Raw genomic sequence first — 19907 nt, 5'->3', positions numbered from 1 at the left:
CGAGTCGATCAACCGACCACCGCACCGAGTTTGAAGATGGGCAGGTACATGCCGACGACCATGCTGCCGACCATGCCGCCGATGATCACCATGATGAACGGTTCGAGCAGGCTGGCCAGGGCATCGACAGCGTTGTTGACTTCCTGCTCGTAGAACTCGGCGACCTTGAACAGCATCTTGTCCAGCGCACCAGATTCTTCGCCAATGGCGACCATCTGCACCACCATGTTCGGGAACAGCTGGGCCTGGCGCATGGCCAGCTGCAGCTGATGGCCGACGGCGACATCTTCGCGGATGCGCTTGACCGCGTTGTTGTAGATCGGGCTGCCGGTTGCGCCGGCGACGGAGTCGAGTGCCTCGACCAGCGGCACGCCCGCGCGGAAGGTGACGCCTAGGGTGCGGGCGAAGCGAGCGATCGCCGACTGGTGCAGGATCTGTCCGATCACTGGCAGCTTGAGCACGGCGCGCGCGCAAAGATGGGCAAATGCAGGCGAGCGTTTGTACAGGAAGATGAAGCCGCCGATGACGCCGCCGGCAATCAGCAACGCCGCCCACCAGTAGGTGGTCATGAAGCGCGACATGTTGACGATCATCTGGGTGAACGCCGGCAGGTCGGCGCCGAAACCCTTGAACACGGTTTCGAACTGGGGCACCACGAAAATCAACAGGATGGACGACACGATAAGGGCGACGGCGAGCACGATAGCTGGATAGAACATCGCTTTTTTTATCTTGCCCTTCAGGGCTTCGATGTTTTCCTTGTAGGTCGCGACGGTGTCGAGCACGGTATCGAGCACACCGGCCGATTCGCCGGCCTTTACCAGGTTGCAGAACAGTTCGTCGAACTGGACCGGGAACTTGGCCAGTGCTTCGTGCAGCGTGGAACCGCCCTCGATGTCGTTCTTGATCGCGACCAGCATGTTCTTCATGCGCACGTTGGCCTGGCCGCTGGCGATGATGTCCAGTCCCTGTACCAGCGGTACGCCGGCCTGCATCATCACGGAGATCTGCCGGCTGAATACGGCGATTTCGCGCGCGCTGATGGTCTTGCCCGCGGCGCCGAACAGCGGCTTGCCCTTGGCCTTGACCGTGGTCGGGTTGATGCCCTGGCGGCGCAGCTCGGCCTTCACCAGGCTCATGTTCTTGGCCGAGTACTCGCCCTTCATGGACTGGCCGCGCTTGTCCTTGCCGACCCAGACAAAGGTCTGCAGAGCGCTGACTTCGGCACGTGCCTGGCCGCGCTTGACGGTGGCGATGGCCGCCTTTCTGGCTTGGGCCGCAGTTGCAGTAGCCATGGTTAATCCTTGGTGACGCGGTTGATTTCGGTAAGGCTGGTGACGCCCTGCTTGAGCTTCATCATGGCCGACGCGCGCAGGTCGCGGATGCCGGCATTGCGGGCAGCGTCGGCGATCTGAAGGGCATTTCCCCCGGCGAGGATGATCTTGGCGATCTCCTCGGCCAGCGGCATCACCTGGTAGACGCCGACGCGGCCTTTATACCCTTCGTTGCAGCCGGAACAGCCGACTGCGTCGAAGATCTGCATATTGGCGATTTCGTCTTCGCGAAAACCCTCGGCGATCAGCGCAGCCGGCGGCAGTATCAGCGGCTTCTTGCATTCGTGCAGCCGGCGCGCCAGGCGCTGGGCGATGACCAGCGTCACGGACGAGGTGATGTTGAACGGCGCAATGCCCATGTTCATCAGGCGCGAGATGGTCTGCGGTGCATCGTTGGTATGCAGCGTCGACAGCACCATGTGGCCTGTCTGCGCGGCCTTGACCGCGATTTCTGCGGTTTCCAGGTCGCGGATCTCGCCGACCATGATCACGTCCGGATCCTGGCGCAGGAACGAACGCAGCGCGGCGGCGAAGGTCATGCCGCGCTTCTGGTTCTGCTGTACCTGGTTGATGCCCGGCACGCGGATTTCCACCGGATCTTCGACGGTGGAAATGTTGCGGCCTTCCGTATTGAGAATATTCAGTGCTGTATACAAGGATACGGTTTTGCCGGAGCCGGTGGGCCCGGTCACCAGCACCATGCCGTAGGGCTTCTCGATTGCGTCGAGGAACAGCTTTTTCTGATCTTCCTCGTAGCCCAGCTTCTCGATGCCCAGGCGCGCGGCGGAACCGTCGAGGATACGCAGCACTACCTTTTCGCCGAACAGGGTAGGGCAGGTGCTGACGCGGAAGTCGATCGACTTGCCCTTGGACAGGTTGAGCTTGATGCGGCCGTCCTGCGGCACGCGGCGTTCGGCGATGTCCAGGCCGGACATGACCTTCAGGCGCGAAGAGATGCGCGGCGCCAGCTTGGTCGGCGGTGCGGCGACCTTGCGCAGCATGCCGTCCATGCGCAGGCGCACCCGGTATTCGGTCTCAAACGGTTCGAAATGGATGTCGGAAGCGCCGCGCTTGATCGCGTCGACCAGCACCTTGTTGACGAAGCGCACGATCGGCGTGTCGTCGGAACCGGAGTCGGCGTTGTTGCCGGTGCTGTCGTCCTCGTCGCCGCCGGCGTTCATGTCCAGGCTTTCCAGCCCTTCGTCGCCCTCCAGGTCGGTCGCACTGCTGCCCTGGGCCAGGGCCTGGTCGATCGCCCGGGCCAGCGCCTGCTCGTCGATCAGGATGGGCTCGACGATGTGGTTGGACTGGAACTTGATTTCGTCCAGGCCGCGCAGGTTGGTCGGATCGGACAGGCCGACGAACAGGCGATTGCCGCGCTTGAAGAGCGGCAACGCGCGATGTTTGGTAATCAGTTCTTCGCTGACCAGTTTCAGCGGCAGCTGGGAAAAGTCGATGGCGGCCACGTCGTAGACGGGCACGCCGAACTCGGTCGATGCCGCCATTGCCACGGCACGGCTGTCGACCATGCCGTTGTCGATCAGGTAGGTGCCCAGCGGAATCTTCTGCTTGGACGAAGCATCGACCGCCTTGCGCGCGTCCACATCGGACAATGCGCCTTCCATCACCAGGCGCCGGACTATTCCGGTCAGCCCGGTAAGCGATGCCGGATTTATTTGTGTCGCCATAGGAATGCCGTGTAAGCCCCTGCAACTGCGGCAGAATGTACCGCAAAACCCCGGCCGGGAGTACCGCTGTCTGGGGACGTGGTCGGCAGTTTCGAACAGTACTGCCCGGTGTTTTGCCCAGCCGGGGCAGAAAGCCAGTGCGATCAATCACCTTGCCGGCCAGGCCGGCGGCTTCGGCGGCGGCCGGGGCTGACGCTACGCAGGCGGATTGCTTAAGATGCGGCGCAAATGCGGGAAACTGGGGGCGGTTCGCTTCTGTCGGCAGGCGCTGGCTGCTGTGCCGCTGTCTCCTGTCTGCATCGGCAGCGACCCTCTTGTCTGGCTAGTGGCGAGCCACTTCTGTTGGTGCGAAGGGCTGCAAGAATCCAGAAAAACCGACACCGATTTTTTCAAAGGACTCCTGTGATCAGTATCGTCCTGCCTGCCAAGAATGAAGCCGCGGCATTGCAGGGCGTGCTGCCGCGCCTGCGTCAGGCGCGGCCCGACGACGAGATCATCGTCGTCGACGATGGTTCCAGCGACGACACTGCTGCCGTGGCGCTTGCCGCCGGCGCCCGCGTTGTGTCCTCGCCTTACTCGATGGGCAATGGCGCTGCAATCAAGCGCGGTGCCCGCGCCGCCCGCGGCGACATCATCGTGTTCATGGATGCCGACGGCCAGCACGATCCGGCGCATATCGAGCGGCTGCTGGCACGCCTGGAGCAGGGCTACGACATGGTGGTCGGCGCGCGCGACTGGTCGGGGCAGGCCGGCGTCGGGCGAGGACTGGCCAATGCGCTGTACAACCGGCTGGCCAGCTGGATGACGGGTTTGCGCATCGTGGATCTCACCTCGGGCTTTCGCGCCGTCCGCGCCGACAGGTTCCGCGAATTCCTGCACCTGCTGCCCAACGGTTTCTCCTACCCCACGACCAGCACCATGGCTTTCTGCCGCAGCGCATATCCGATCGCGTTCGAGCCGATTGCCGTGGCCAAGCGCATCGGCAAAAGTCACCTGCGCCCATTGCGCGACGGGGTGCGCTTCCTGCTGATCATCTTCAAGATCGCAACGCTGTATTCGCCGCTCAAGCTGTTCCTGCCGACCAGCCTGGCGTTCTTCATGCTGGGCGGCTGCTACTACGGCTACACCTTCCTGACCCAGCACCGCTTCACCAACATGAGCGCGTTGTTGTTCAGTGCTGCCGTCATCGTGTTCCTGATCGGCCTGGTGTCGGAACAGATCACGGCGTTGACCTACCGGCGCGATGGCTGAGATCCGCCCATGAAAGCTGTCATCCTCGCCGGCGGCCTGGGCACGCGCATCGCCGAAGAAACCCATCTGCGTCCCAAGCCCATGATCGAGATCGGCGGCAAGCCGATCCTGTGGCACATCCTGAAGATCTACTCCAGCCACGGTATCAACGACTTCATCGTCTGCCTTGGCTACAAGGGGTATTTGATCAAGGAGTACTTCGCCAACTATTTCCTGCATATGTCCGATGTGACCATCGACCTGCGCAGCAACAGCATGGATGTGCACCACAAGCACGCCGAGCCCTGGCGCATCACCCTGGTCGATACCGGCGAACACACCCAGACCGGCGGACGCCTGCGCCGAGTGGCCGAATACCTGGATGGCGAGACCTTCTGCTTCACCTATGGCGACGGCGTTTCCGATGTGGATATCGGCGCCGAGCTGGCGTTCCATCGCAGCCAGAACTGCCTGGCCACGGTTTGCGCCGTACAGCCGCCGGGCCGTTTCGGTGCGCTCGATATCGACGGCATGCGCATCACGCGCTTCAGCGAGAAACCGGTGGGCGACGGCACCTGGATCAACGGTGGCTACTTTGTACTCGAGCCGCGGGTGCTCGACTATATCGGCGGCGACGAAACCGTGTGGGAGCGCGGCCCGCTCGAGACACTGGCCCGTGACGGCCAGCTTTCGGCGTATACGCATGCCGGTTTCTGGCAGCCCATGGACACGGTACGCGACAAGACGCGGCTGGAAGAGCTTTGGAACAGCGGTGCCGCGCCGTGGAAAGTCTGGCCGTGAAAGACCTGTTTGCCGGCATCTATGCCGGCCGGCGCGTACTCGTAACCGGGCATACGGGCTTCAAGGGGTCGTGGCTGTGCCTCTGGCTGCGTGAACTGGGTGCCGATGTAGCCGCGCTGGCGCTGGATGCCGATACGCATCCTTCACATTGGGATTTGTTGAATCTGCACGGCGTCGACTGCCGCCGCACCGATCTGCGCGACCGCACGGCAGTGGCCGCGGCCATCGATGCGTTCCAGCCCGAACTGGTATTCCATCTGGCCGCCCAGGCATTGGTCCGGCGCAGCTATGCGGAACCGGTCGAGACCTTCGAAACCAATGTACTGGGTCTGGTTCATCTGCTGCAGGCGGTGCGCGGCTGTGCCGCGGTAAAAGCGCTGGTCAACGCGACTACCGACAAGGTTTACCTCGAACGCCACGACACTGGCGGCTATCGCGAAGACGATGCGCTGGGCGGGCACGATCCCTACAGCACGTCCAAGGCGTGTGCCGAACTGATCACGGCCAGCTATCGCAAGAGCTACTTCAGCGGCACCGGTGCGGAGCGGCCGCTGCTGGCGACGGCGCGCGCGGGCAATGTGATCGGCGGCGGCGACTGGTCGCAGGACCGGCTGGTGCCGGATCTGGTGCGTGCATTGGAAGCCGGCCAGCCGTTGCAGCTGCGCCGGCCGCAGGCGATCCGACCCTGGCAGCATGTGCTGGAGCCGCTGTCGGGCTACCTGTGCCTGGGCCAGGCCCTGCTCGGCGGTAGCGGCGAAGGCGAATGGAATTTCGGCCCTGGTGCCGACGCAACCTTGCCGGTGGCGGCGCTGGTGGCCCGGATGGCTACGCATTGGCCCGGCCTGCAGCTGGCGGCGGCCGAGCCGGGGCAGCCCTACGAAGCCGAAGTGCTGCGCCTGGACTGTTCCAAAGCGGCGCGCGAACTGGCCTGGCAGCCGGTATGGAATGCGGCGACGACCATCGCCCGCACCATGGACTGGTATCGCGCCTGGTATCGCCAGGGCGAGTTGCGCAGCCGCGCCGATCTGTACGACTACATTGCCGCAGCGCGGCACGGCGGTCTCGCCTGGGCCGTGGCGGCGTGAATCCGGCGCGCCTGCATCCGACCCCACTGGCCGGCCTGACCGTGATCGAAAGCGGCAGCGTCAGCGATACGCGCGGCCGCTTCAGCCGCATCTTCTGCGAGGACGAACTGTCCGCACTGCAGGCTGGATTACATTTTCCACAGGTAAACCTTTCAGAGACGTGCCAGCGCGGCTGTGTACGTGGCCTGCATTTCCAGTATCCGCCGGCGGCCGATGCGAAGCTGATTCGCTGCCTGCGCGGCCGCGTGTTCGATGTGGCGGTGGATCTGCGCGCGCGCTCGCCCACCTTCCTGCGCTGGCATGCGGTCGAGCTGGACGCGTTATCGTCGCTGCAGGTTTTCATACCGGCGGGTTTTGCCCACGGCTTTCAGGCGCTCAGCGACGATGTGCAGATGCTGTACCTGCACACGGCGCGCTGGAGCCGGGCGCACGAAGGCGGGCTGCGCTACGACGATCCGAGCCTGGACATCGCCTGGCCGCTGCCACCTGTGCAGGTTTCCGCCAGGGACGCGACGGCAGCGCTGCTGGACGCCCAGTTTGCAGGACTTGCGCCATGAACTGCCGTCACTGTGCCACGGTGCTGGAACAGGTATTTCTCGATCTGGGCAGCGCGCCGCCATCGAACGCGTTTCTCGACGCGGCAGCGCTGAACGAACCGGAAAGCTGGTTTCCGCTCAAGCTCTATGTCTGCGACGCCTGCCGATTGGTCCAGGTCGACGAGGTGCAATCCGCGGCAAATCTGTTTGCGCCGGACTATGTGTACTTTTCATCCTATTCCCGTTCCTGGCTGGAGCATGCCCGGCGTTACGTCGACCAGGCGGTGCCGAGGTTGGGGCTGGGCGCGGGCAGCCTGGTCGTCGAGATTGCATCGAACGACGGCTACCTGCTGCAGTACGTGGCTGCGCGTGGCATACCCTGCGTCGGCATAGAGCCGACCCTGGGTACCGCCGAAGCGGCACGCGCGCGGGGCATAGACACGGTAGTCGAGTTTTTCGGCCGCCGTTTCGCCGAGTATTTCGTGGCGCAACGCGGCAGGGCCGATCTCATCATCGCCAACAACGTGCTGGCCCATGTGCCCGAGCTCGACGACTTCGTCGCCGGAATCGCGCTGGCCCTGGCCGACGGCGGAAGCGTGACGCTGGAGTTTCCGCATCTGGTTCAGCTGGTTGCCCAGCGGCAGTTCGATACGGTCTATCACGAGCATTTTTCCTATTTCTCGTTCTATACGGTCGAGCGCGTGCTGGCTGCCCACGGCCTGCGTATCTGGGACGTGGAGCATTTGCCGACGCATGGCGGTTCGCTGCGAATCTGGGCCACGCATGTGCAGGACACGCGCAGCGAACTCGGTTCGGTAGCGGCGCTGCGTGCGGCCGAAGCGGCTGTCGGCGTGCCGCAAGCAGACTACTACCGCGATTTCCAGCAGCAAGCCGACGCCGTCAAGCACGGTTTGCTTGAGTTTCTGCTGCAGCAGCGCCGCCGCGGCTTGCGCGTTGCTGCTTATGGGGCTGCGGCGAAAGGCAATACCTTGCTCAACTATGCGGGTGTACGTTCCGACCTGCTGCCCTACGTCGTCGACGCCTCGCCGCACAAGCAGGGGCGCTACCTGCCGGGATCGCGCATTCCTGTCGTTGGCGAGGCGCGCCTGCGCGAGGATCGTCCTGACCTGATTCTTATCCTGCCCTGGAATCTGCGCGAGGAAATCACCGCGCAGTTGGCCTATGCCCGTGACTGGGGGGCGCGTTTCGTCATTGCCGTACCGGAAATCGTCGTGTCATGACTGCCATGGCCTCACGTATCTACTACACCAAGCCGTCGATCACCCCGCGGGAGACGGCGTATGCAGCCGATGCCGCCGCGAACGGCTGGGGCGAGCATTGCTACGACTATATTCATCGCTTCGAGGCACTGTTCCGCGAGCACCTGGGTTCGCGCCACGCTATCGCAACGGCCAGCGGCACCGGTGCGCTGCATCTGGGCATGGCGGCGCTGGGCATAGGCCCGGGCGACGAAGTCATCCTGGCAGACATCAACTGGATCGCCTCGGCTGCCCCTATCGTGCATCTCGGCGCAACGCCGGTGCTGGTCGATGTCGATGCGTTCAGCTGGTGTCTGGATCCGGCCGCGGTCGAGGCCGCGATCACGCCGCGTACGAAAGCGATTCTCGCAGTACATCTGTACGGAAACCTGTGCGAGCTGGACGCCTTGTACGCGATTGCACAGCGTCACGGCCTGCATCTGATCGAAGATGCCGCCGAAGCATTGGGTTCCACCTGGCACGGCCGTCGCGCCGGTACGCTGGGTGTATTCGGCGCGTTCTCGTTCCACGGCACCAAGACGCTCACTGCCGGTGAGGGCGGCATCTTCGTGACCGACGACGACGCGCTGTACGAACGCGTGCTGACCTTGTCCAACCACGGACGTGCGCGCGGCGAAACGCGCCAGTTCTGGCCCGAGCGCATCGGCTACAAGTACAAGATGTCCAATCTGCAGGCGGCCATTGGCTGTGCCCAGGCCGAGCGGGTAGAGGAACTCGTGGCGCGCAAGCGGGACATCTTCGAACGCTACGCGGAGTTGCTGTCCGGCTTGCCCCTGCGCATGAATCCAGAGCCATCGGGTACGCGCAATGGCTACTGGATGCCGACCATAGTGGTCGACGACGATGCGGATTTCGACCGGGAAAAACTCCTCGCCGCATTCAAGGCCGACAATATCGATGGGCGGGTGTTCTTCTGGCCTTTGTCCAGCCTGCCGATGTTCACGCCGCGGCCGCAGCACCGCATCAGCCATTCGCTGTCGCGGCGCGCGCTGAATCTGCCCAGCTACCACGACATGCGCGATGCCGATATCGTCCGCGTCGCCCGCCACGTGATCGCGCAGCTGCGGCCGTGAAGACCATCTTCTGGGGTGGGACCGGCCAGGCCAAGGTGTTGCGCGAAGCGCTGGGATCGCGCATCGAGCTGCTTGCTGTCGTTGATTGCCGGGCACTGCCCTCGCCCTTCGCCGGCGTGCCCGTGCTGGTTGGCGAAGACGGTTTGCAGCGATGGCTGGCCGCGCGCAGTGGCGTGGAAGGGCTGCATGCAGCGGTCGCGATCGGCGGTGCCCGCGGACGCGATCGCCTTGCGCGCATGGATCAACTCGCATCGCTGGGGTTTTCCTTACTGGGCGCAATCCACGCGCGCGCATTCCTTGCCGCCGACGCGCATTGCGGCGAAGCCTGTCAGGTGCTGGCGATGGCGGCTGTGTGCAGTCATGTGAGCCTGGGGCGAGGCGTGATCGTCAACACGGCTGCTTCTGTGGATCACGACTGCGAGATCGCCGACGGCGCGCACATCGGCCCCGGCGCCGTGCTTGCGGGCGAGGTTCGTATTGGCGAATGTGCGTTCGTCGGTGCTGGCGCGATCGTGCTGCCGGGCCGCCAGATCGGCGCGGATGCCGTAGTGGGCGCTGGCGCTGTCGTCACGCGGGATGTCGCACCGCGCAGCGTCGTTATCGGAAGTCCCGCCCGTTTGCATTCCCAGGCATGATGCAGCCATGAGCAACGACAAAGACCCCCTCGCCGATTTCCAGCAGGAAGTCGCGCGCAATATCGACGGCTTGCGCCAGGACGAGCACTTGCGCCAGCTTTCCAGCCAGTGGCTGGAAGCGAGCCTGCCGCACCGCTATTCCTACAATTTTTCCTGGATGGGCCGGCCGATCATCCAGTATCCGCAAGATATGATCGCGATGCAGCAGATACTCTGGCAGGTGCGCCCCGATCTGATCGTCGAAACCGGCATTGCTCACGGCGGCTCGCTGATCTTCTACGCGTCTTTGTGCGAGCTGATGGGCCACGGCGAGGTGCTGGGTATCGACATCGATATTCGCGCGCACAATCGTGCTGCCATCGAAGCCCATCCCATGTTCCGCCGCATTGGGTTGCTGCAGGGCTCCAGTGTCGATCCGATGGTTGTGGCCCAGGTGCACGAGCGCGCGCGCGGCAAGAACGTTCTGGTCGTGCTTGATTCGAATCACACGCACGAGCACGTGCTTGCGGAGCTTGACGCTTACACGCCGCTGGTTGGCGCCGGCAGCTACTGCGTGGTGTTCGACACGGTGATCGAGGATCTTCCTGCCGGGCGCTACCCGGAGCGGCCCTGGGACGTGGGCAACAATCCCAAGACCGCGGTTGCACAGTTCCTCGCGACCCACCCGGAGTTCGAAGTGGATACTGCACTGGAGGCGCAGATAGCGATCACGGTGGCGACCGGCGGCTATCTTCGCCGTCGTTCTGGGCCGGCCTGAGCCTCACGGCGTCGAAGCAACGCCACACCAGATACAGCGCATAGACGAGCAGATCGGCGACGAGGCAGAACACTCGAAAGCCCGCCGCCATTGCCAGCAGGCGGGCGAGTGGCGTGCTGCCGTTCAGCAGCAGCGCGATCGATGTTTCGAACACGCCGATACCCTGTGGAGCGACGACTGCAGCGAAACCCAGCGCCCAGGATACGAGGTAGCTGCCAGCGATTTGCAGAGGTGCATGCGCTGGCAGTTCGAATGCATGCCAGTACGATGCAAAGGTGCCTGCAGCGACGCACCAGAACACGCTGCTGACGACCAGCAGGGCGGTGTAGCGACGCCATCCCAGGCGCAGGTGGGCGAGCGGCGCCAGCCGATTCAGCGCCAGCGGTGGCAGCGCGAGCAGGAGCAAGCCGAGCGCAAGTCCCGTCGCGAGCGGTGCAGTGGCGCCATTGGATATCTGCAAGGCGGCACTGCCAAGCGTCAGCGCGAGCGCGAACGGAATATGGTTTTCCAGGAATACTAAAAGCGTCAAATTTTCCTTGGCGACGCCGAGAACGCTGAAATCGGCGGCCTTCGTCACCGTATGCCAAAGCCCGCCGGGCAGATAGCGCGCCGGTAGCCGCGCCACATGTATGCGCAGCGCCGTTGCATACGGTAATGGAAGGCCATCGAGGCGCAGCAGCAGGTGTGCATACACAGGCGTGAGCAGGTGGAGTGCCGCCCATAGGGGGAGTAGTCCGAGCAGCACGTAGAGGTTGGACTGTCGCCACGTCTGGGCGAGCGTATCGCGCGCGCTCCAGGTGACCGCAACCAGGAACACCAGCGCGAGCGGTGTGGCTACGGCTTGCAGCCGGGCAAGCCAGCGTCGCGCCGCATCCGCGTACATCAGGCGTCCGGAACGCGCTGGCGGCCCACGCGGTAGCGAGCAACGAACGCGGCTGGCAGGGCGAGCAACGCGACCAGCTTGTCCAGCGCCGGCAGGTCGGCGGCAAGTACGCTGCGTACCAGGGCCAGTGGAAGCGCGACGAGCGGAAAACGCCGCGTCAGCGTGCCGGTGCCGATGCGTGTCTCGGCCGAAGCGTAGCGGCGTAGTTTGTCGGCGTGGTCGCGCTCGACGCGGAATTCGCGCCGATACCAGATCGCGCCTTCTGCATGGAGGAATTCGCTGCGCAAGGCCAGACGTGAGAGCAATACGAGGTCGCCGCCGACCATAGCGGGCATGCTGCCGCACTCGAGAATGGCGCGTCGGCGCATCAGCCCCATGATCGGGTGCATGTTGCCCCAGAAAACCGTGAAGAAGCGGGCCAGCGGCGCCAGACCTCGAGTGTCGGCATAGCCCGATTCGCGCGCCAGCGGCTTGGCATCGGCGTCGATCCAGCAGGAAGATGCGTAGGCGAGATCAGCCTGCGGATGCGAGCGCAGTCGCTCCAGGCAGGCCGACACCAGATTGGGCGTCCATAGATCGTGGCCGCCGGCCCACATGAAAAAGTCGCCGCGAGCCTGGTCTAGCACGTGGAGAAAGTTCTCGGTCGCGCCGCGATTGCTTGCGGCGCGCTCCAGCCGCAGCCTCGGGTCGGTGTGGGCGTGGGCTTCGCAGATGGCGTAGGTGCCGTCGGTCGAAGCGTTGTCGGAGACGATGATTTCCAGGTTCGGATAATCCTGCGCCCGCAGCGACGCCAGCGTGGCGTCGATGAAGCGTGCCTCGTTATAGATCGGTAACCCGATGCTGATCAGCGGTAGATCTGATGGCGGCACGGCAGGACTCATGAGTGACAAATGGGAAATCGATGCCGGATGATAGCGAAGGCCGGTGCTCGCATTGCAGTCGTCGGAAAAGTCCAGTTCCGGCGTACTCGGTGGATTTCTACTTTTCTGTTTCGCCGTGCCGCAAAGAATTTCCGGACGGGTTTCGTCGCGAGACCGGGCGAGTGCAAGCGATGCAGTATTGCCAAGGCCGCGAGATGCAACGACGTATCGTTGCGAAAGATGCCGGACGTTCCCCAGGAAGGCTCGCGGTGCAAGCCATCAGGATCTCGCTGCCTGGCTGCGCAACTCGATCAGTTTGCGCAATTCGGCGATGGGTCGGTCGAGGCGGCCCATGCGATTGAGCCGTTCCAGGGCGCGCAGCTGCAGCCGTGCCTGATCGTTCTGCCCCAACACCAGATGCATGCGCGCGAGCGCGATGCGTGAATCGCTGTCGCCGGGATCGATGTCGATGGCTTGGACGGTCAACGCCAGCGCCAGTGGCCGATCGACAAGTACGTTCCAGGCGTAGTCGCTATGGATGACCAGCACGCGCGCGTTGCGCTGACCGTGACTTTCTGCGGCTTCGAATGCGGCACGCATGTGTTCCTGTGGCAGGTCGCATTGGCGCGAGCGCGCACATTGGGTCAGGACCGCAAGCGCGCTGATGTCCTCCGCGCTGGGCGCGCGCCGGCGCAGCTTGTCGATCAGGCTTTGCCACCAGATGGCGTCCTGTTCTCGTTTGAGCATGGCATTGGTAAAGATCAGCACTTGCTCGGGCCGGGTCGATGATTTCGGCATCAGGCGAGCCTGTTCGAGCAGTGCATAGCCTTCGGTCATCAGCGGAGAAGCTTGATCGAAATTTGCCCGCCAAAGCAACTCGGCACCAAGGCTGGTCTGGGCGCGGGCGGAATCGGGCGCGCGTAGCGCCAGTTCCGCGGCCAGTCGCATGCTGTCGCCCCAGGCGTAGGTCGTGGCGAAGGTCAGTCCGCCCCACCATAGCAACAGTATCCCCAGCAGGGCCTGGCGCACGCGTAGCAGTGGCAGCGCCGCGTCGAGCAGCAGCGGCACACCGCCCAGCAGAATGCCAAAGCTGGCGAAATAGTTGCGATGTTCAAAAATCAACTCAAGCGGCAGCGCCGTGCTGGTGAGCAGGTGGCAGGCAAAGTACCAGGCAATGCCGAGCGCCAGCAGAGGCCGGCGCTCGCGGTAGTGCCAGGCCAGCGCCGCCAGCGCGGCCAATGCCAGAAAACTGGCCAGCGTAGTCCACGGGCTCAGCAAGCCGGTCGAAATCTGGAAATTGTCGTGATGGAACGACAGCGCGTGCGGCGCTGGCACCAGAATCCAGGCAAGGTAGTCCAGCACGATTCGCCCTTCGCTCAGCAGCCGCGTAGACAGGCTGAACTCGCGACTCGCCCAGGTGGCTGGATTCGCCAGCCAAGGCAGCAGCACTGTGGCACAGACCAGTGCCGGTAGCAGCAGCGTCAGGCCGAATAGCCAGGCCAACTGCCGGTCTGGCGTTTGCGCGCGTGGTAGCAGCAGGTACTCAAGCAGCACGGCATAGAGCGGCAGCAGGATGGCCGTTTCCTTGGAGGCAAGGCCAAGCAGCACTCCTCCGATCACGCTGGCTGCGCAAAGCCGAAAACCATTTTCGCCGTCGATCATGCGCTGGCGGCCGATCACGTAACCCAACAGCCCTGCCAGTACACACAGATTTGCCAGCATTTCCATGCGCTGAACCACATGCAATACCGCCGACACGTTGACCGGCAGCAGCAGCCAGCCGGTGGCGATCAGCGCTGCCGCCATTTCGGGTTGCGCGCAGGCGGTGCGGCTGCGCTGTCGTGCCAGGGCAAGCAGGCGTATGCCGAGCAGGAAAACGAGCCAGCCGTTGAGAAGATGAATAGCGAGGTTGGTAAGTTTCCAGCCGAAAGGAGCCAGCCCGCCCAGCAGATAATTCGCGACGAAACTCAACGAGGCGAGCGGCCGCTTCAGTGTGCTCGATGGCGACGAAAGCGCAGCGTTCAGCAGGCTGGCCGTGTCCACCTGCTGGGGCTGCAAATCCGTGTTGCTAACAATGTTGGGTGTGTCGTCGAAAAACCAGTCGCCGTACAGTCCCTGCCAGTAGACGAAGCAGGTAGCAGCCAGGCCGAGCAGAAAGAAGCGCGGGGCCCAGGATAGATTTCGAGAAATGATCATCGCTGCAGCCTAATGGCTTATGCAGCGTGACAGCAATGAGCGATGCTTGTGCTGGAATGCCCCGATGCGATGACTGGAGGTCGATCTTCTCAGCGGCACTCGGCCGGCAGGTACTTCGACGGCATGGTCCCGGGAGTGAAAATCATGCCGCGCTGCTGCGCGACAAGGTGACTGGCAGAAGCGCAAGCCCAGTCGATGCGCCCGGACAGGCTGATATCGAGCGGCGTGTAGACGCCGTTGCTCGTGGCCAGCTGTGGCGTCAGGGTGAACCTGTTTGCGTCAAGGCTGATTGGCAGGCCGTTGTTGACATTGGCCTCGACAACAGCAGTAATGACCCCTTCATCGGATACTTCGATGGATTGGAGGTACTTGCTGCTGGTGGCCGTGTTGTTGGGCTGATACTGCAAAGCCACCGCAGCGACGGCGATGGGGCCACCCGACGAAAATGCCGATGCCACAGCAACTTTCACGGCTGACGCGGCGCCGAAGCCCTCAGACATCTTGGCGCGGATCGTATAGTCCTGGTAAGCCGGCAGGGCGATAGCGGCCAGGATCGCGACGATCGCCACCACGATCATCAGTTCGATCAGGGTGAATCCACGTGCAGTTTTCATCACGGCCCCCCGTGGGTCGGTCAGAGTCGCGCCAATGACGTAGCGCAGTGCAAAGATGCACATATGTCGGCGCATCTCGCTTCCTAAAAAGAAGCCCCGCAGTTGCGGGGCTCCTGAGTTCCTTTGCCCCAGCTCAACAGAGCGGGATTTCGCAAGGTATCAACGGCATTCCGACGGCGCGTACTTCGGCGTCAGGGTGCCGGGAACCTGCGGGGTCAGCTTGCGAGCCGTTGCGGTCTTCGAGGTCTGCGAACCGCAGCCCCAGTCGATCGAACCACGGGCGTCCGGATCGCTCAGTGCCTTGCCAGCGCCAGCGCCCAGGCCCATCGCGTACGGGGTGAAGGTCAGGATCTTGCCAGCTTCGCCAGCCGGGATACCGTTGTTGGCGTTGGCTTCGACGATGAACGTGATCATGCCGGTGACGGCGTCGATATTGATTTCACGAACATATTTCGACGAGGTCGCGGTGTTCGCTACCTTGTAGGCTTCAGCCGCAGCAGCAAGACCAACGGCGCCGCCGGACTGGAAGCCTTCGGCAACGGACACCTTGGCGGCGCTGGCGCCGACGAGGCCTTCCGAGATCTTCGAGCGGACGGTGTAGTCCTGATAGGCCGGCAGCGCGATGGCGGCCAGGATCGCAACGATCGCGACCACGATCATCAGTTCGATCAGGGTGAAGCCCTTGTTGATCATCTTCATGGTGAATCCTCTGGAATTGAAATTGAAACGATTGCCCCTAGAGCCGCCAACCTTGCCAGGCGGGCCCGCTTGTCCGCGATCGCTTTTAACCTAACAACCGGCGGCTCGCGGTTCAGGTTTAGCAGCTTCCGTGCCAAGCAGAAGCCGGTCGGGCATGGACCGGATTCCGAAATGATGCCGCCCACAGTGCGACGGCGTTCTCAAGTTGACATGACGATCCATGCGCGAATTGTCGGTATCTGACAATCCGCGCATCGGCACGGTGTCGGTGCAGGCCCCGTGCCGCTGGCCGCGACCAGTCAGTAGTGTTGAGCACGCCACCAGCTGGCTGCGCTATTCCGTCTCGCTATGCGGCTTCGCCGGCTGCATGCCCTGCAGTTCCTGGGAGCGATTGATGGTCCAGTAACGATAGGGCACGTTGCGCTTCACGTCGGGATCGCTGCCGTAGAGTTCCTGTAGTTTGAGAACCCCCGGATAGTCCTTTGCATCCACCGCACCGAGCATTGCCGCGCGCAACAGCCAGTCGCGAACGATCACCGATCGTACTTCGGCTTTGTTCGCCAGCAGTTCGCTGGCTTTCTGCTTCACCGTGGCGCCATCGCGAACGGCCAGCGCGGCAATCGTATCCAGCAGCAGGCGTACGACCGGCGGCTGGGTGTTGCAGTGGATCCACTCCGGATCGATCCATACTCCCTTGCGTTCCTCCAAGGGTAGCAGCGGCAGCGTACGCCCAGCGACGAGCACCAGGTTTTCCATTGCCTGTTCGGTGTCTTTGCCGACCTGACACTCGCCAACGGCGTAACGTAGGTAGGCAATCGCTTCGGCATTGTTGCCCGCCGCTTCCAGTGCGCCTCCCTTGCGCAGCATTGTGGCGACGTCGGAGACGAAATGCACGGCGTCGGAGTAGGAAAAAGACGTGTTGTCCTTGACGATTTCCTTGCTTGACGGAGGTGCCAGGCCTACCAGTACTTCACGGTAAGGCAGGTCTGCCGATGAAAGCTGGGTCAGCGTGGTTGCAGCGTCGCTGGTGAAGCGCGCAATCGGCGCCTCCAGCGAAAGGTGCGGGTAGTAGTCGGAATTGGTCCGGCGCGACAGCGCGGCGAACAGGCTGTTGAACGAGCGCCGGTCGCCGATCTGGTGGGACAGGATGTCGGGAACGGTATCGATGTTCAGACGCGACAGTCCTGGGCGCAGCGTTGGCGACAGCAGGGGTTCGGGATTGAGGTCGCCGACCGGTCCGTCGGCACGGGCGACGATCAGCATGTCGGAATTGTAGGAAAGGTATACGCGATAGTCGGCGAAATTCTTCGACAGGGCATGTACCACCGAGCCGACCAGCTCATCGTTGATCTCGTACAGTTGTATCCATTGCACAAGAAGGCCACCCGGTGCCAGATGGTGCGGTACGAAGTCATAGAACTCTTCGCTGAACAGGCTTGCTATGCCCGACACCCAGGGATTGGACGGCTCCGACAGAATAATGTCGTACTTCGATCTGTTGGCGGAGAAATAGGTGCGTGCATCTTCGATGTGAAAATGCGACCGCGGATCGTTATAGGCACGCTCGACGTATTTGCCGAAGGCTTTTGCCGCCTCGATCATCGCCGGTTCGATCTCGATCGTATCGACGCGTTCCAGGCGCGAGTCACCTAGCATAGTGTGGGTGGACAGGCCGGAACCGAAGCCGATAACTGCCGCAGTTCGCGGATTCGGATGGTGTAGCAGCGGTAGTGCGGCAGCCATCACCATGGTGATTTCGTCGGGCGCCGGCTTGCCGTCTTCGGCAACGCGGATTGCTGCGTCGACTTTGCCGTTGGTGGAAATCGAGCGCAGGCCCAGCGGGTTGGCGCGGATCGAGACGCTGGCGGTTTTCCCGTCGCGATAGAACAGCACTTTCTCATCGGGCGACAGACGTGCAATGGCGGTGCGATAGACACCGGCAGCCATCGCCGCCGGGTCGAAGCGCGCGTACAGCAACGTGGCGACCAGGGCTATGCCGCACAGCGCGAGCGCCCCCAGATAGCTGCCGTCTGGCCTTTGCGCCGATCGCGTCTCGCGGCGCAGCAAGACAAGGCCGAGCACCAGATCGCCCGCTGCTGCGGCGATCATGGCGAGCTTGAGGCCCAGAAACGGAATCATCAGATGTACTGCGGCGAAAACGCCGACGATGGCGCCGATGGTATTGGCTGCGTAGATCCGTCCGATCGCGGCTTCGCCGGCGCCAGACCGGATCAGGCTGAGAGTGAACAGCGGCAGCGTCATGCCGGCAAAGAATGCCGCTGGTGCCATCAGCAGGATGGATATGCCTGCCGTGGCGACGTTGTAGAGATCGTAGCCGCTGGGCGTACGTGCCAGCGCGCGCATATACCAGGCGACACCGTCGAATGCGTGGTCATAGAAGACAAGGCTCAGCAGTGCGGCCAGACCCATGAAGATCTGCACCCAGCCGCCGACGCGGATCGGGAAGGCATAGCCATCAATGCGTTTACGGATCCATAGGCCGCCAAAAGCCAGGCCGCCGATGAAGGCTGCCAGCATCAACTCGAAGGCATGCACGGTACTGCCGAAGACGAGGCTGAGCATGCGCACCCAGCCTATTTCGTAGACGAACGAGGTTGCGCCGGTGATGAAGGCAGCTGCGAGCAGCACGCGGGCCACGCCAGTCTGATCGCGAGTGACCGAAGGTTCGGGCGGCAGTGGCAGTTCGGGTTTGCGTGCCAGCAGGAATGCGGCCAGGGCGACCACGAGATTGAGTCCGGCGCCAAAGCGCATTGCGCCCGGCAGGCCGATCGTCGGCAGCAGTACGAATGTCGCGAACAAAGCGCCGAACGCGGCGCCGATGCTGTTGGTGAAATACAGGCCACCGAGCACGGCGCCATCGCCGACGCGCAGCCGTCGCATCAGGGCACTGCTCATCAGCGGGAACGTCATGCCGAGCAGGATCGATTGCGGCAGGATCAGCAGCGCGCCGCTGCCCCATTTGAACAACTGTACGGACAATGGACCGGGCAGGGCGGCAAAGCCCGTGTCGTAGGCGAAAGTCGTCAGCGACTGATAGATCGGATGGAATAGGACCGCCGCCAGACCGATGATCAGCTCGATCACTGCGTACGCGCGGAGCAGGTTCAGCCAGCTCAAGCTGCGCTTGCTCGCCCACCAGGCACCGATTGCCATGCCGCCCATGAAAATAGCGAGGACAAGGCTTTGCGCATAGGCCGCATGGCCCAGGTACAACCCCAGATACTTGGACCAGATCGACTGGTAGATCAGCCCCGAGCACCCGGACAGAGCAAAAACAAAGAGCACAGCCGGCCCGAGCCAGCGCGGTGCGCGTTCCCCTTCGGACATATGGATTCTCCCTTTCTAGCGCATGAGCATACGACATTGCCTCGGTGCGACGTAGGTTTGCGGGCGTGATCTGCGCCTCACTACCAGGGGTCGATCGGCAGGCTGTCGAGAATTTCGCCACTGCTCTTGTCCAGCAGCAGCACTGCATCGCCGCCGCGTCCGAGCAACGGTAGCCAGGCGATCTGCGCGCGTGCGCGTGCCTGCGATTTCAGCCATGGGTCGATGCGTTCTGCGGCACCGGGCAGCTTCGCCAGCTCGTCCAGGGATTGCGCGCGCGCGAGCAGTGGCCCATTGCTGCTGGCGTAGTCCGCATAGAATTTCGGGAACTTCTCGATGTCCTTGCCCGCGGCTCCGCTGAAAAGCAGCGCGTTGCGCTGCTCGCGATCGGTGGGCGAAAGCGCGTTGGCCAGGATCGGGCCGGTCCAGGAAAGACGGCGGAATTCCGGCCTGCTGCCTTGAGCCAGGTCGGCAGGTTCCAATGCGTCGGCCGGGACAAGCACAAAACGATCAATCGCTCCGAGCACGAACACGGGGCGCGCAAAGGTGATCACCCATAGACCGTAAGACAGCGCAGCCAGCTGAAGCACGCCGATGACAATCAGGTCGAATTTCATGCCCCATTTGCCCTGGCGATACACGATCAGGGTCAGCAGCGGCCCCAGTGCCAGGTCCACACCCAGCAGCACCAGCACCAGTTTGCTGGCGCCGCCGATCGTGCTGTAAGGCGGCGGATACCAGAGGCCGAAGATCAGCGCAGCGGCAGCCAGACCGACAAAGAAACTGATGTACAGGTGTATCGCTGCGGCCTTCCAGCGGGACATGGACAACCTCGCGCTACGCTATCGCGTAAATATACGCGTTGCTGATGTGACGAAAAAAGATCGTACG

The 19907-nt window shown here is 63.1% G+C and carries 17 protein-coding genes; 8 read left to right on the top strand and 9 right to left on the bottom strand.

Translation table 11 applies throughout. The features are described from left to right. Positions 1-8: 8 nt before the first annotated feature. Both DFR29_RS01745 and pilB read right to left on the bottom strand, forming a co-directional pair. Positions 9-1295 (bottom strand): type II secretion system F family protein, encoded by a 1287-nt coding sequence (locus tag DFR29_RS01745; protein ID WP_133816824.1) that lies wholly within the window; start codon positions 1293-1295, stop codon positions 9-11. A 2-nt stretch (positions 1296-1297) separates the two neighbouring features. Further along, positions 1298-3022 (bottom strand): type IV-A pilus assembly ATPase PilB, encoded by a 1725-nt coding sequence (gene pilB / locus DFR29_RS01740; RefSeq protein ID WP_133816823.1) that lies wholly within the window; start codon positions 3020-3022, stop codon positions 1298-1300. Positions 3023-3424: 402 nt separating this feature from the next. Between pilB and DFR29_RS01735 the strand changes: the two genes are divergently transcribed. From DFR29_RS01735 to DFR29_RS01700, 8 genes are read left to right on the top strand one after another with little or no spacing between them, the layout of a single operon-like run. Next, positions 3425-4273 (top strand): glycosyltransferase family 2 protein, encoded by an 849-nt coding sequence (locus DFR29_RS01735; protein WP_243745927.1) that lies wholly within the window; start codon positions 3425-3427, stop codon positions 4271-4273. A gap of 9 nt (positions 4274-4282) precedes the next feature. Next, entirely contained in the window at positions 4283-5053 is a 771-nt protein-coding gene (gene rfbF / locus DFR29_RS01730) for a glucose-1-phosphate cytidylyltransferase (protein WP_133816821.1), read from the top strand. Further along, positions 5050-6138 (top strand): CDP-glucose 4,6-dehydratase, encoded by a 1089-nt coding sequence (gene rfbG / locus DFR29_RS01725; RefSeq protein ID WP_243745926.1) that lies wholly within the window; start codon positions 5050-5052, stop codon positions 6136-6138. The genes rfbF and rfbG overlap by 4 nt, the downstream gene beginning before the upstream one ends. Further along, positions 6135-6695 carry a dTDP-4-dehydrorhamnose 3,5-epimerase family protein gene (locus DFR29_RS01720; RefSeq protein WP_133816820.1) on the top strand — a complete coding sequence of 187 codons (561 nt, stop codon included), beginning with the start codon at positions 6135-6137 and terminating at the stop codon, positions 6693-6695. Before rfbG ends, DFR29_RS01720 begins: the two co-directional genes overlap by 4 nt. Then, the gene (locus DFR29_RS01715; RefSeq protein WP_133816819.1) at positions 6692-7915 is read left to right on the top strand and encodes a class I SAM-dependent methyltransferase; all 1224 of its coding nucleotides are present in this window, start codon (positions 6692-6694) and stop codon (positions 7913-7915) included. Before DFR29_RS01720 ends, DFR29_RS01715 begins: the two co-directional genes overlap by 4 nt. Continuing rightward, positions 7912-9027: a DegT/DnrJ/EryC1/StrS family aminotransferase gene (locus DFR29_RS01710; RefSeq protein ID WP_208113486.1), complete on the top strand. Its 1116-nt coding sequence runs from the start codon at positions 7912-7914 to the stop codon at positions 9025-9027. The genes DFR29_RS01715 and DFR29_RS01710 overlap by 4 nt, the downstream gene beginning before the upstream one ends. A 35-nt stretch (positions 9028-9062) precedes the next feature. Then, positions 9063-9662, top strand: a complete 600-nt coding sequence (locus DFR29_RS01705; RefSeq protein ID WP_243745925.1) for a NeuD/PglB/VioB family sugar acetyltransferase — start codon at positions 9063-9065, stop codon at positions 9660-9662. Next, positions 9604-10419, top strand: coding sequence for a cephalosporin hydroxylase family protein (locus DFR29_RS01700; protein WP_243745924.1), 816 nt, complete (start codon positions 9604-9606; stop codon positions 10417-10419). Before DFR29_RS01705 ends, DFR29_RS01700 begins: the two co-directional genes overlap by 59 nt. On the opposite strand, the gene DFR29_RS01695 is transcribed toward DFR29_RS01700, so the two are convergent. The 7 genes from DFR29_RS01695 to tfpZ form a co-directional block, all read right to left on the bottom strand. Next, positions 10370-11236: a hypothetical protein gene (locus DFR29_RS01695; protein ID WP_133816817.1), complete on the bottom strand. Its 867-nt coding sequence runs from the start codon at positions 11234-11236 to the stop codon at positions 10370-10372. The genes DFR29_RS01700 and DFR29_RS01695 overlap by 50 nt on opposite strands. 65 nt (positions 11237-11301) lie before the next feature. Then, positions 11302-12171, bottom strand: coding sequence for a glycosyltransferase family 2 protein (locus tag DFR29_RS01690; protein ID WP_166653809.1), 870 nt, complete (start codon positions 12169-12171; stop codon positions 11302-11304). 270 nt (positions 12172-12441) lie between these two features. Beyond that, positions 12442-14358, bottom strand: coding sequence for a hypothetical protein (locus DFR29_RS01685; protein ID WP_243745923.1), 1917 nt, complete (start codon positions 14356-14358; stop codon positions 12442-12444). An 89-nt stretch (positions 14359-14447) separates the two neighbouring features. Beyond that, complete coding sequence (locus DFR29_RS01680; RefSeq protein WP_208113485.1) at positions 14448-14972, bottom strand: pilin; 525 nt, start codon at positions 14970-14972, stop codon at positions 14448-14450. 159 nt (positions 14973-15131) lie between these two features. Then, positions 15132-15671: a pilin gene (locus DFR29_RS01675; protein WP_133816815.1), complete on the bottom strand. Its 540-nt coding sequence runs from the start codon at positions 15669-15671 to the stop codon at positions 15132-15134. Positions 15672-16004: 333 nt separating this feature from the next. Then, positions 16005-19019, bottom strand: coding sequence for a spermine/spermidine synthase domain-containing protein (locus tag DFR29_RS01670; protein WP_133816814.1), 3015 nt, complete (start codon positions 19017-19019; stop codon positions 16005-16007). Between the two features lie 80 nt (positions 19020-19099). After that, positions 19100-19840, bottom strand: a complete 741-nt coding sequence (gene tfpZ, locus DFR29_RS01665) for a TfpX/TfpZ family type IV pilin accessory protein (protein WP_133816813.1) — start codon at positions 19838-19840, stop codon at positions 19100-19102. Positions 19841-19907 lie beyond the last annotated feature (67 nt).

It is taken from the genome of Tahibacter aquaticus (assembly GCF_004363655.1).
GTDB lineage: Bacteria > Pseudomonadota > Gammaproteobacteria > Xanthomonadales > Rhodanobacteraceae > Tahibacter > Tahibacter aquaticus.
This window is presented reverse-complemented; position numbering and strand designations above follow the sequence as displayed.